At 60.6% G+C, this 12,323-nt stretch carries 14 protein-coding genes; 12 read left to right on the top strand and 2 right to left on the bottom strand.

Annotated elements, in window-relative coordinates:
- The first annotated feature begins 88 nt into the window (after window positions 1-88).
- From eno to ispD, 3 genes are all read left to right on the top strand, one after another.
- Complete coding sequence (gene eno, locus B3M58_RS08890) at window positions 89-1,378, top strand: phosphopyruvate hydratase (RefSeq protein ID WP_296218425.1); 1,290 nt, start codon at window positions 89-91, stop codon at window positions 1,376-1,378.
- A 182-nt stretch (window positions 1,379-1,560) separates the two neighbouring features.
- A complete protein-coding gene (gene ftsB, locus B3M58_RS08885) occupies window positions 1,561-1,839 on the top strand; it encodes a cell division protein FtsB (RefSeq protein ID WP_296218423.1) in 279 nt (92 codons plus the stop codon).
- On the top strand, window positions 1,836-2,561 hold the full coding sequence (ispD, locus tag B3M58_RS08880) for a 2-C-methyl-D-erythritol 4-phosphate cytidylyltransferase (protein WP_296218422.1): 726 nt from the start codon (window positions 1,836-1,838) through the stop codon (window positions 2,559-2,561). The genes ftsB and ispD overlap by 4 nt, the downstream gene beginning before the upstream one ends.
- Before the next feature lie 24 nt (window positions 2,562-2,585).
- On the opposite strand, the gene B3M58_RS08875 is transcribed toward ispD, so the two are convergent.
- Together B3M58_RS08875 and B3M58_RS08870 are read right to left on the bottom strand one after the other, a co-directional pair.
- A complete protein-coding gene (locus tag B3M58_RS08875) occupies window positions 2,586-2,900 on the bottom strand; it encodes an HPF/RaiA family ribosome-associated protein (protein ID WP_296218421.1) in 315 nt (104 codons plus the stop codon).
- 180 nt (window positions 2,901-3,080) lie between these two features.
- Window positions 3,081-3,968 carry a LysR substrate-binding domain-containing protein gene (locus B3M58_RS08870; RefSeq protein WP_296218420.1) on the bottom strand — a complete coding sequence of 296 codons (888 nt, stop codon included), beginning with the start codon at window positions 3,966-3,968 and terminating at the stop codon, window positions 3,081-3,083.
- 135 nt (window positions 3,969-4,103) lie between these two features.
- On the opposite strand from B3M58_RS08870, the gene B3M58_RS08865 reads away from it, so the two are divergent.
- The 9 genes from B3M58_RS08865 to rpoS all read left to right on the top strand — a co-directional run bounded on the left by B3M58_RS08865 (window position 4,104) and on the right by rpoS (window position 12,081).
- Window positions 4,104-5,216: an S-(hydroxymethyl)glutathione dehydrogenase/class III alcohol dehydrogenase gene (locus tag B3M58_RS08865; RefSeq protein ID WP_296218418.1), complete on the top strand. Its 1,113-nt coding sequence runs from the start codon at window positions 4,104-4,106 to the stop codon at window positions 5,214-5,216.
- Between the two features lie 8 nt (window positions 5,217-5,224).
- Window positions 5,225-6,070 (top strand): S-formylglutathione hydrolase, encoded by an 846-nt coding sequence (fghA, locus tag B3M58_RS08860; protein WP_296218415.1) that lies wholly within the window; start codon window positions 5,225-5,227, stop codon window positions 6,068-6,070.
- A 99-nt stretch (window positions 6,071-6,169) separates the two neighbouring features.
- Window positions 6,170-6,643, top strand: coding sequence for a 2-C-methyl-D-erythritol 2,4-cyclodiphosphate synthase (ispF, locus tag B3M58_RS08855; protein WP_296218413.1), 474 nt, complete (start codon window positions 6,170-6,172; stop codon window positions 6,641-6,643).
- Window positions 6,640-7,698: a tRNA pseudouridine(13) synthase TruD gene (truD, locus tag B3M58_RS08850; protein WP_296218412.1), complete on the top strand. Its 1,059-nt coding sequence runs from the start codon at window positions 6,640-6,642 to the stop codon at window positions 7,696-7,698. The genes ispF and truD overlap by 4 nt, the downstream gene beginning before the upstream one ends.
- Entirely contained in the window at window positions 7,686-8,435 is a 750-nt protein-coding gene (gene surE / locus B3M58_RS08845) for a 5'/3'-nucleotidase SurE (RefSeq protein WP_296218410.1), read from the top strand. Before truD ends, surE begins: the two co-directional genes overlap by 13 nt.
- Window positions 8,436-8,476: 41 nt before the next feature.
- Window positions 8,477-9,112: a protein-L-isoaspartate(D-aspartate) O-methyltransferase gene (locus B3M58_RS08840; protein WP_296218488.1), complete on the top strand. Its 636-nt coding sequence runs from the start codon at window positions 8,477-8,479 to the stop codon at window positions 9,110-9,112.
- 19 nt (window positions 9,113-9,131) lie between these two features.
- On the top strand, window positions 9,132-10,070 hold the full coding sequence (locus B3M58_RS08835) for a DUF368 domain-containing protein (protein WP_296218409.1): 939 nt from the start codon (window positions 9,132-9,134) through the stop codon (window positions 10,068-10,070).
- Between the two features lie 49 nt (window positions 10,071-10,119).
- Window positions 10,120-10,968 carry a peptidoglycan DD-metalloendopeptidase family protein gene (locus B3M58_RS08830; RefSeq protein ID WP_296218408.1) on the top strand — a complete coding sequence of 283 codons (849 nt, stop codon included), beginning with the start codon at window positions 10,120-10,122 and terminating at the stop codon, window positions 10,966-10,968.
- A gap of 105 nt (window positions 10,969-11,073) precedes the next feature.
- On the top strand, window positions 11,074-12,081 hold the full coding sequence (rpoS, locus tag B3M58_RS08825; RefSeq protein WP_296218406.1) for an RNA polymerase sigma factor RpoS: 1,008 nt from the start codon (window positions 11,074-11,076) through the stop codon (window positions 12,079-12,081).
- Window positions 12,082-12,323 lie beyond the last annotated feature (242 nt).

The raw sequence follows: 12,323 nt of genomic DNA, 5'->3' as shown, positions 1-12,323 counted from the left end.
ATGTTGCTTGTTGGATTAGCCTCCGACATGCAATGAGTGTGCAGCTGGGTACGACCCTTTTCGTCAACTTTTTGGAGTGCTACACGCAATGGCAAAGATCGTCGACATCAAAGGCCGTGAGGTTCTCGACTCCCGTGGCAACCCGACCGTGGAAGCCGATGTGATTCTCGATAACGGTATCATCGGCAGCGCCTGCGCGCCGTCCGGTGCTTCTACCGGTTCCCGCGAAGCGTTGGAGCTGCGTGATGGCGACAAGAGCCGTTACCTGGGCAAGGGCGTGCTGAAAGCCGTCGCCAATATCAATGGGCCGATCCGCGAGCTGCTGTTGGGCAAGGACCCGATCGATCAGAAAGCCCTGGATCAGGCGATGATCGCCCTCGACGGTACCGAGAACAAAGGCACGTTGGGCGCCAACGCGATTCTCGCCGTGTCCCTGGCCGCCGCCAAAGCCGCTGCCCAGGACAACGATCTGCCGCTCTATGCGCACATCGCCAACCTCAACGGTACTCCGGGCGTTTACTCCATGCCGGTGCCGATGATGAACATCATCAACGGCGGCGAGCACGCCGATAACAACGTCGATATCCAGGAATTCATGGTCCAGCCGGTCGGTGCCAAGACCTTCGCCGACGCGCTGCGCATGGGTACCGAGATTTTCCATCACCTCAAAGCCGTGCTCAAAGCCCGCGGCCTGAGCACTTCGGTGGGTGACGAAGGCGGTTTCGCGCCGAACCTGGCCTCCAACGAAGACGCCTTGGCTGCTATTGCCGAAGCTGTGGCCAACGCCGGCTATACCCTGGGCGACGACGTCACCCTGGCTCTGGACTGCGCCTCCAGTGAGTTCTTCAAGGACGGTCAATATGACCTGGCTGGCGAAGGAAAAGTGTTCAACGCCGAAGGTTTCGCCGACTACCTGGCCGGTCTGTCCGAGCGTTACCCGATCATCTCCATCGAAGACGGTATGGATGAGTCCGACTGGGCTGGCTGGAAAGTCCTCACCGACAAGATCGGTAAGAAAGTTCAGCTGGTTGGTGACGATCTGTTCGTGACCAACACCAAGATCCTCAAGCGCGGCATCGACGAGTCGATCGGCAACTCGATCCTGATCAAGTTCAACCAGATTGGCACCCTGACCGAAACCCTGGAAGCCATCCAGATGGCCAAAGCCGCCGGTTATACCGCCGTCATTTCGCACCGTTCGGGCGAAACCGAAGACAGCACCATTGCCGACCTGGCTGTGGGTACCGCTGCTGGTCAGATCAAGACCGGTTCGCTGTGCCGCTCCGACCGCGTGTCGAAGTACAACCAGCTGCTGCGCATAGAAGAACAACTGGCAGGCAAGGCGCCGTATCGTGGCCGTGCCGAGTTCCGTGGCTGAAAACGGCTGCGTTCGGCTATGCAGCATTGAGATCAGGCTTGGCATGCGCCGTCATACGTTGCCGCTTCGCCTGATCTTTTCTTGCCTGGCCTGCGTTCGCGAGGTTTTCTGTGAGCGATCAAGGCGTGGTAAAAGAGGGGCGGCGCGAGTCGCCCCTTTTTCGTCCGGATACTGTTCCTGCTATGCGTAACCCTTATTGGTTGTTCGTTGTGCTGATGCTGATGCTGGCTGGCCTGCAGTATCGTCTGTGGGTGGGCGATGGCAGCCTGGCTCAGGTGACCGATCTGAAGCAGCAGATCTCTGATCAGCAGGGCGAAAACGAACGCTTGCTGGAGCGCAATCGCATCCTCGAGGCGGAAGTCATGGAGCTGAAGCAAGGCATGGAAACCGTCGAAGAGCGTGCCCGTCATGAGCTGGGCATGGTTAAAGAGGGTGAAACCCTCTATCAGTTGACCGAATGAGTGGCGCCCTGTTGCCGGCTTTCTGGGCATTGATTCCGGCGGCCGGGGTAGGCAGCCGCATGCAGGCCGATCGGCCCAAGCAGTACCTGCAACTGGCCGGTAAAAGCATTCTCGAACACACCCTGGCGTGCTTTCTCGACCACCCGCAGTTGCGCGGCGTGGTGGTTAGTTTGGCGGTCGACGACCCTTACTGGCCGAATTTGCCGTGCGCGCACGACGCGCGGATCGAGCGTGCCGCTGGCGGTCGCGAGCGTGCGGATTCGGTGCTGGGTGGCTTGTTGCGCCTGAGCGAACTCGGTGCGCATGAGCAGGATTGGGTGTTGGTGCACGATGCGGCGCGACCCAATCTGTCGCGCAGCGATCTGGATCGCTTGCTGGCGGAGTTGGCGGATGATCCGGTGGGCGGTTTGCTTGCGGTGCCGGCGCGCGACACGCTGAAACGTGCCGGGGCCGATGGTCGTGTGTTGGCGACCGTCGATCGTTCATCGATCTGGCAAGCTTTTACCCCCCAGATGTTCCGCCTGGGCCTGCTGCACCGCGCCTTGGCGGAAGCCTTGGTCTCCGATGTGCCGATCACCGACGAGGCCTCGGCCATCGAGTGGGCCGGGCACGCGCCGCGGTTGATCGAAGGCCGTGCGGATAACCTGAAAGTCACCCGGCCCGACGATTTGCAGAGCTTGGCTCGGCTGTGGCGAGGTCGGCATTCGTCGTCCAGCACCTGAGCGCTGGACGACTGCGGACTGCTGTTAGCTGATGCGGGCTTTGCTGATGTTGCGTTCCAGCACCGTGCTGAGCTTGTCGACAGCGCCGTCGATGGCCAGGTGCAGGGTATCGGCATTGTGCGTGACGGATACCGGATCGCGCCCCTTGAGCCGTGCTTCGACCTGACAGCGTTTGTCCTGGGCGCCATGCTTGTGACCGTTTTCGTCGTTGAGGTGCACCTCGATTCGCGTCAGGTGATCTTCGAAACGCCGCATCTTGTGTTCTACGCGACTGCGTACGTCCGTCATCAGGGCAAGCGAAGCTTCGATATGGTTGTCACTGTTGACCAGTACTTGCATAGCCGTTTTCCTCTCGTTGCACTAGAAGCATGACCGCGACAGTTGGCCGGTCATGGGTTAAAAGGCCTTGGAGATTACGACGAGCAACTCGCTGGCGAGGTTCCTTGAGCGGCTGTGACATTCTGTTGCGGGCACGCCGCCGAGCGCGTCTGGGCGTTGAGGGCCAAGCTCAGCGACTCGTTAGCGGTATTCGCTGCGCTGAGCCAGCCCAGCTTTGAGGAAGTCCACCAACTGGCGCACCTTCGGCGACAAGTGCCGTTGTTGCGAATAAAGCGCCCAGACGGCGGTGTTCGGTGGTTGCTGGTTGTCGAGTAAGGACACCAGCGCGCCACTGCGTAAATGTTCCAGCACGTAATAGTCCGGTAGTTGGCACAGGCCGAGGCCGCGTAGCGCCGCCTCCAGTACCGCTTGGCCGCTGTTGCAACGCCAGTTGCCTTGCACCCGCGGTGACGACTCGCGGCCGTTGAGCTGAAAACTCCAGATGTCCGAGCTACCGATCAGGCAATTGTGTCGGCTCAGCTCGGACAGCGAGTGCGGTCGGCCATAGCGTTGCAGGTAGTCGGGTGCCGCGCACAGGTACATGCGCCGGGGCGCCAGGCGCGTGGCGACCAGACGCGAGTCGTGGAGCCGGCCCAGGCGGATGGCCATGTCCAGACCTTCCTGCACCAGATCGAGGGGGCGATTGCTCAACTCGATGTCGACCCGCAACTGCGGGTGGCGGCTCATGAAGTCGGTGACCAACGGCACGATAAAGCGCTCACCGTAGGCCACTGCGCAGGTCATGCGCAGCAGGCCCTTAGGTTCGCTGCCGAGGTCGCCAATGGCGCGCAGCGCTTCTTCGCGCGCGTCTTGCAGGCGCTGGCAATGTTGCAGAAAGGTCTGCCCAGCCTCGGTCAGCGCTACGCGCCGGGTGCTGCGATAAAACAGGCGGGTTTGCAAACGCTCTTCCAGGCGCGCGATCTGCCGGCTGACCTGCGAGGAGGACAGCCCCAGCCGCTCGGCGGCTGCGGTGAATTGACCGCATTCGGCCACCGCAACGAATTCATCCAAACCTTCCCAGCGGTTCATGGCAGTTTTTCTCGGCGTGGTTTTGTCGGCAGATTATCCCTGTATGGCAAGAATGTTTTGTTTTTTAGCTGATTATTCTATTCGTGGCACTGATCTACACTCTGTTCCACTGTTTTAACCCGCTGGAGAGCGACCATGATCAAGTCCCGTGCTGCCGTAGCCTTTGCCCCCAATCAGCCGCTGCAAATCGTCGAAGTCGACGTCGCGCCGCCCAAGGCCGGTGAAGTGCTGGTGCGTATTGTCGCCACCGGCGTGTGCCACACCGATGCCTACACCCTGTCCGGTGAGGATTCCGAAGGCGTGTTCCCGGCGATTCTCGGCCATGAAGGTGGCGGTATCGTCGAGGCCATCGGCGAGGGTGTGACTTCGGTGCAGGTCGGCGACCATGTGATTCCGCTGTACACCGCCGAATGCCGTGCCTGCAAATTCTGCAAATCCGGCAAAACCAACCTGTGCAGTTCGGTGCGCGCGACCCAGGGCAAGGGCCTGATGCCGGATGGCACCAGCCGCTTTTCCTACAAAGGCGAGCCGATCTATCACTACATGGGCTGCTCGACCTTTTCCGAATACACCGTATTGCCGGAAGTCTCTCTGGCGGTGATCCCCAAGGAAGCGCCGCTGGAGAAGGTCTGCCTGCTCGGTTGCGGCGTGACCACCGGCATCGGTGCAGTGCTCAACACCGCCAAGGTGGAAGAGGGCGCCACCGTGGCGATCTTCGGTCTGGGCGGCATCGGCCTGGCCGCGATCATCGGCGCGAAGATGGCCAAGGCCTCGCGCATCATCGCTGTCGACATCAATCCGGCCAAGTTCGAAGTGGCCCGTGAGCTGGGCGCGACCGATTTCGTCAACCCGAAGGATTTCGCCAAGCCGATTCAGGAGGTCATCGTCGAAATGACCGACGGCGGCGTGGATTACTCCTTCGAGTGTGTCGGCAATGTGCAACTGATGCGTGCGGCGTTGGAGTGTGCGCACAAGGGCTGGGGCGAGTCGGTGATTATCGGTGTGGCCGGTGCCGGCCAGGAAATCAGCACCCGGCCGTTCCAGCTGGTCACTGGGCGCGTCTGGCGCGGCTCGGCGTTCGGCGGCGTCAAAGGCCGCACCGAGCTGCCGAGCTATGTGGAAAAGGCGCAGAAGGGCGAAATCCCACTGGATACCTTTATTACCCACAACATGCCGCTGGAAGACATCAACCAGGCGTTCGACCTGATGCATGAAGGCAAGAGCATCCGCACCGTTATCCATTTCTGAGGTGTGCCATGAGCCTGGAAAATATTTCCTGCCAGAAGAGTGCTGGCGGTTGGCACAAGCGCTACCGCCATCGCTCGGCGGTGCTGGGCTGCGACATGGTGTTTGCCGTGTACCTGCCGCCGAAGGCCGAGCAGGGCGGCAAACTGCCAGTGCTGTACTGGCTGAGCGGACTGACCTGCACCGACGAAAACTTTATGCAGAAGGCCGGCGCGCACAAGCTGGCGGCCGAGCTGGGGTTGATCATCGTCGCGCCGGACACCAGCCCGCGCGGCGCCGAGGTGCCGGATGACCCGGACCAGGCCTGGGACTTCGGCCTGGGCGCGGGCTTCTACCTGAATGCCACTCAGGAACCCTGGGCGCGGCATTACCGCATGTACGACTATGTGGTGCAGGAGCTGCCGGCGCTGATCGAGGCGAACTTCCCGGTATCCAACAAACGCGGTATTAGCGGTCACTCCATGGGTGGGCATGGCGCGCTGGTCTGTGCGCTACGCAACCCGGGGCGTTATCAGTCGCTGTCGGCCTTTGCGCCGATCAGTAACCCAAGCAACTGTCCCTGGGGCGAGAAGGCGTTTGCGCGTTACCTCGGTGATGAGCGCTCGCGCTGGCGCGAATGGGATGCCTGCGCGTTGCTCGCCGAGGCGACGGAAAAACTGCCGATGCTGGTCGATCAGGGCGATCGTGATGACTTCCTCGACAGTCAGCTCAAGCCGGATGCCCTCAGGGCTGCGGCGCAGGCCGCCGGGCATCCGTTGACCTTGCGCCTGCAGCCGGGCTACGACCATAGCTACTACTTTATCGCCAGCTTTATCGATGACCATCTGCGTCATCACGCCAAGGCGCTGCTGAGCTGAACCGGCGCTGGCGACGACGTTCGGTTCGCCAGCTAGCCGGCTCCTATAGGCAGCTTTCAGTTAGAATCACGCCCTGACTTTTTCAGGGCGTTGTTTCTTATGCGTATTGGCCACGGCTACGATGTGCATCGCTTTACCGAGGGCTCCTTTATTACCCTGGGTGGCGTGCAAATCCCTCACGCGTTCGGCCTGTTGGCCCATTCCGATGGCGACGTGCTGCTGCATGCCTTGAGCGATGCCTTGCTCGGCGCGGCGGCGCTGGGCGATATCGGCAAACACTTCCCCGACACTGACCCGACCTTCAAGGGCGCCGACAGCCGTGTGCTGCTGCGCCATGTGCTTGGGTTGATTCACGGCAAAGGCTGGCAGGTCGGTAATGTCGACGCCACCATCGTCGCCCAGGCGCCGAAGATGGCGCCGCACATCGAGACCATGCGCGCGCGAATTGCCGAAGACCTGCAGGTGAGCCTGGATCAGGTCAACGTCAAGGCCACAACCACCGAGAAGCTGGGGTTTACCGGGCGCGAGGAAGGCATCGCGGTGCATGCTGTCGCGTTGTTGGTCGCCCGATGAACGAACTGCAACTGTTGGGCCCACGCGCCCATGGCGCGCCGTGCGGTACGGCGGTGCTCAAGGCCGTGGCGGAAGATTTTCAAGTCGATGAAGTGCTGGATATTCCCCTGGCCGGCGAGGGTGAACACCTCTGGCTGTGGGTGGAAAAGCGCGAGCTGAATACCGAAGAAGCGGCCAAGCGTATTGCCCGCGCCGCTGGCGTGCCGCTGAAGCTGATTAGCTACGCCGGGCTCAAGGATCGTCAGGCCCTGACCCGTCAGTGGTTCAGCCTGCACCTGCCGGGCAAGGTCGACCCCGACCTGAGCGCCGCCGAAGATGCCAGTCTGAGCATCCTCAAGCAGGTGCGGCATAGCCGTAAGCTGCAGCGCGGCGCCCATGCGGCCAACGGTTTCACCTTGCGCCTGACCCAGCTGGTTGCGGATCGCGAGACATTAGACAAGCGCCTGACGCAGATCGCGGCCCAGGGCATTCCCAACTATTACGGCTTGCAGCGCTTTGGCTTCGAGGGCGGCAATGTCGCCCATGCCCGGCATTTTGCGGCGAACAAGAGCCTGCCGGAGAAGCGCAATGTGCGTTCGCGGGTGCTCTCGGCGGCGCGCAGTTATCTGTTCAATCAGGTGCTGGCCGAGCGTGTAGCCGCTGGCACCTGGAATCAGGTGCTGCTTGGTGACCTGCTGGCCTTTACCGACAGCCGCAGCTTTTTCATGGCGGGCGAGGCGGAGTGCAGCGATCCGCGCCTGGCGATTCTCGACCTGCACCCCACGGGCCCACTGTGGGGCGTGGGCGCATCGCCGGCCGCTGGCGCGGCGCATGTGCTGGAGCAAGCCGTTGCGCAAGGTGAGACGGCTTTGGCCGACTGGTTGGCCGAAGCGGGCATGGCGCACGAACGGCGCATCCTGCGCCTCCCCATTGGCGGTTTGACGTGGCATTATCCCGAGTCTGACGTTCTGCAACTGGAATTCGTCCTGCCGGCTGGATGCTTTGCCACTGTAATGGTGCGCGAGCTCGTCGATCTGTTGCCGGCAGGGCAGACGGATAACCCATGCGTATTCTGATTTCTAACGATGACGGAGTGGCAGCGCCAGGCCTCGCCGCGCTGCATGCTGCGTTGGCCGATTATGCCGACTGCACGGTGATCGCTCCCGATCAGGACAAAAGTGGTGCCAGCAGTTCGCTGACCCTCGATCGTCCGCTGCACCCGCAAACGCTGCCCAACGGCTTTATCAGCCTCAACGGTACGCCGACCGATTGCGTGCACCTGGGCCTCAATGGCTTGCTGCCGCATGTAGCCGATCTGGTGGTGTCGGGGATCAACCTCGGCGCCAACCTGGGCGATGACGTGCTCTATTCAGGGACTGTGGCGGCTGCGTTGGAGGGCCGTTTTCTGGCGCGTCCGGCATTTGCGTTCTCCTTGCTCTCGCGTCTGCCGGACAACCTGGCGACAGCCGCCTATTTCGCGCGCAAGTTGGTCGAGGCCCATGAGCAGCTCGATCTGCCGCCACGTACCGTGCTCAACGTGAACATCCCCAATCTGCCGCTGGAGCATATTCGCGGTATCCAGCTGACGCGTCTGGGCCATCGTGCGCGCGCGGCGGCACCGGTCAAGGTCGTCAACCCGCGCGGCAAAGAAGGCTACTGGATTTCGGTGGCCGGCGATGCCGAGGACGGCGGGCCGGGAACGGATTTCCATGCGGTGATGCAGGGCTATGTGTCCGTCACTCCGCTGCAACTGGACCGCACCTTTCAAGATGGCCTCAACAGCCTGCAGCCCTGGCTGGAGGGTTTGCTCTGATGAAGCGTGAGCAAGACGAGTTGCACCACCGCGGCATTGGCATGACGTCGCAACGAACCCGTGAACGATTGATTCAGCGTCTGTATGAAGAGGGCCTGTCCAACGCCCGCGTGCTGGAGGCCATTCGTCGTACGCCGCGTCACCTGTTCGTCGACGAGGCGCTGGCCCATCGCGCCTACGAAGACACCGCCTTGCCGATTGGGCACAACCAGACCATTTCGCAGCCCTATATGGTCGCGCGGATGAGTGAGTTGCTGCTGGCGGCCGGGCCGTTGGACAAAGTATTGGAAATTGGCACCGGCTCCGGTTACCAGACCGCGATTCTGGCGCAGCTGGTCGAGCGGGTGTTTACCGTCGAGCGTATTCAGGTGCTGCAAGAGCGGGCCAAAGAGCGTCTGGCCGAGTTGAATCTGCGCAATGTGGTGTTTCGTTGGGGCGATGGCTGGCAAGGTTGGTCGGCGCTGGCGCCATACAACGGCATCATCGTCACGGCCGCCGCCGCCGAGGTGCCTCAGGCGTTGCTTGAGCAACTGGCGCCAGGTGGCCGCTTGGTGATTCCGGTCGGCGCCGGCGATGTGCAGCAGCTGCTGTTGATCGTGCGCGAAGAGCAGGGCTTTTCCCGGCATGTGTTGGATGCCGTGCGTTTCGTACCATTGCTCAATGGACCCTTAGCCTGATTTTTATCCAGATGGATCTATGAAAAATCATTTCTTGTTGTATGCCAAAGGCATCGCCATGGGCGCTGCCGATGTCGTTCCCGGCGTTTCCGGGGGTACCGTTGCCTTTATCAGTGGTATCTACGATGAGTTGCTGCGCTCGATTGCCAGTGTGCCACGGGCTCTCGGATTACTGCTGCGCGGCCGTGTCGCCGCCGCCTGGCAAGCCGCCAACGCGACGTTTCTCGTGGTGCTGCTGGCGGGCATTCTGACCAGCATCGTCAGCCTGGCGCGCTTGATTACTTACCTGCTGGAGCATCAGCCGATCCCGGTATGGTCATTCTTTTTTGGTCTGATACTGGTTTCCACCCATTTGGTGTCGCGCGAAATTCAGCGCTGGAACTGGACTCGTGTGGTCAGCTTTGTCCTCGGCGCTGCCTTCGCCTATTGGATTACCGTGGTGTCGCCGATGCAGTGGAGCAATGATCCGCTCAGCCTGTTCTTCGCGGGCGCGATTGCTATCTGCGCGATGATTCTGCCGGGTATTTCCGGCAGCTTCATTCTGGTGCTGATGGGCCTGTATTCGTTTGTGCTGGGCGCGGTGAAGAACCTGGATCTGCTGGTGTTGATGATATTCGCCAGCGGCTGCTTGGTCGGTATCGTCAGTTTTGCCGGTTTTCTGCGCTGGTTGTTGGCGCGCTGGCGCGACCTGACTCTGGCGTTTCTGACCGGCTTGATGCTCGGCTCGCTGAACAAGATATGGCCGTGGAAGGAAACCCTGACCTGGCAAACCGACAGTCACGGTCAGCAAGTGCCGCTGCTGCAGGAGAATTTGCTGCCAGCACGGTTTGCCGAGATCAGTGGGCAAGATCCGCAGTTGGTGTTGGCGATAGTCCTGGCTGTGGCTGGCATAGTGCTGGTGCTCGGTTTGGAATGGTTGGCCGGGCGCCGTCAGCAGAGCGCTGGCTGTGCCGAATAATTCCGGCACAATACGCGCCAATAGTCAGACGCCAGTAAGGGAGAGATGGGTGAGTCAACCATTAGTTTTCTGCCGCAGCGCTCGGTGCCTGTTGAGTGGTCTGGTGCTTGGCGCGCTCCTGAGCGGCTGTGCGAGCCCGCCACCGGGTGGTGTGCAGGTGGTCGACCGCACGCGCGCGGCAGCGGCTAATCAGCGTCAAGCCGTGACCAGCGGACAGCATGTCGTGCAGCGTGGCGATACCCTCTATTCGATTGCCTTTCGTTTTGGGTGGGATTGGAAAGCCCTGGCCGCGCATAACGGTATTGCTCCGCCTTACTTGATTCGGGTCGGCCAGGTTATTCGCTTCGGCGGCCAGCAATCGACGCGTCCGCCGATGGTGGCAACGGCGCCGGTGGTCAGCACACCGGCTTCTGTCAACCGGCCAACGGCACCGGTTCAGGCGCCGCCGGCATCGACGCAAACCCAAGCGCCTGCGCCGATCAAGGTCACCCCAGCGACCACTCCGGTGCAGCCGGTACAGCGCTCTGCGTCAGGCTGGGCCTGGCCTTCGGCAGGTAGCGTGATTGGGCGTTTTTCCTCAAACGGGAGTTTGAATAAAGGCATTGATATCGCCGGAGAATTGGGCCAGCCTGTTTTAGCTGCGTCTGATGGATCAGTGGTGTACGCCGGGAGTGGTTTACGGGGCTACGGCGAGTTGGTGATCATCAAACACAGCGATACCTACGTAAGCGCTTACGGACACAACCGTAGGCTGTTGGTGCGGGAGGGGCAGCGGGTCAAAGTCGGACAGACGATTGCCGAGATGGGTTCCACGGGAGCCGACCGGGTGAAGCTTCATTTTGAAATTCGCCGTCAGGGTAAGCCTGTAGATCCGTTGCAATACCTGCCACGCCGTTGACCTGTCGCTAGCCTGTTCCACCACGTGGGAGGGACGGGCTCGGGTGTTGCCACGGAAATAGGCGCCGCCAGAGCTTGCTGTCGAACTCAGCAAGGGACAACAACAATGGCACTCAATCAAAAAGAAGCGCCGGAGTTTGACGTCGACGATGAGCTGCTCCTGATGGAGCCAGGCATTGTCTTGGATGATGTGTCGGATGAAGAGGCGGAAGCGCCTGTCACTCGCACTAAAACCAAACACTCCACCAGCAGCAAGCAACACAAGTACATCGATTACACTCGTGCGCTCGACGCCACTCAGCTGTACCTCAACGAAATTGGTTTTTCCCCCCTGCTTACCCCTGAAGAGGAAGTGTTCTTCGCGCGTCTGGCGCAGAAGGGCGATCCGGCTGGGCGTAAGCGCATGATCGAGAGCAACCTGCGCCTGGTGGTGAAAATTGCCCGCCGCTACGTCAATCGGGGTCTGTCACTGCTGGATCTGATCGAAGAGGGTAACCTCGGGTTGATCCGCGCAGTCGAAAAATTCGATCCCGAGCGCGGTTTTCGGTTCTCGACCTACGCAACCTGGTGGATTCGCCAGACCATCGAACGGGCGATCATGAATCAGACCCGTACCATTCGCCTACCGATTCATGTGGTCAAAGAGCTCAACGTCTACCTGCGTGCCGCTCGCGAATTGACCCAGAAACTTGACCACGAACCTTCCGCCGAAGAAATTGCCAACCTGCTGGAAAAACCGGTGGGTGAGGTCAAGCGCATGCTTGGCCTGAATGAGCGGGTATCTTCGGTGGATGTATCGCTCGGTCCGGACTCGGATAAAACACTGCTCGATACCCTGACCGATGATCGCCCTACCGACCCATGCGAGTTGCTGCAGGACGATGATCTTTCGCAAAGTATCGATCAGTGGCTGTCCGAGCTGACCGACAAGCAACGTGAAGTGGTGGTGCGCCGCTTTGGTTTGCGCGGCCATGAAAGCTGCACCTTGGAGGAAGTTGGCCAGGAGATTGGCCTTACCCGTGAGCGCGTCCGGCAGATTCAGGTCGAAGCGCTCAAGCGGCTTAGGGAAATTCTGGAGAAGAACGGTCTGTCGAGTGATGCCTTGTTTCAGTAGCTCGATAGAGCGAACGCTAAACCCGGCTTCGGCCGGGTTTTTTGTTGGTGTACGTGTAAGCCATCGCTTACAGGCTGTGTAAGTGATTGCGGGAAATAACGCAGGGTAAGTTGCTTTTTATCCATGTGTTAAATTGGCAAATATTTGATTTTATTGAACTTATTTATTTTTGGCCTGATGAGTAAACGGCTTTCTGGCTTTTCCTCTGGCTTGTGAGCAGTCTGCGGATTCCACGCTGACTC

The organism is Pseudomonas sp. UBA2684 (genome assembly GCA_002354655.1).
GTDB lineage: Bacteria > Pseudomonadota > Gammaproteobacteria > Pseudomonadales > Pseudomonadaceae > Aquipseudomonas.
The sequence above is the reverse complement of the archived record's forward strand: the minus strand, read 5'-3'. Positions and strand labels throughout refer to the sequence as shown.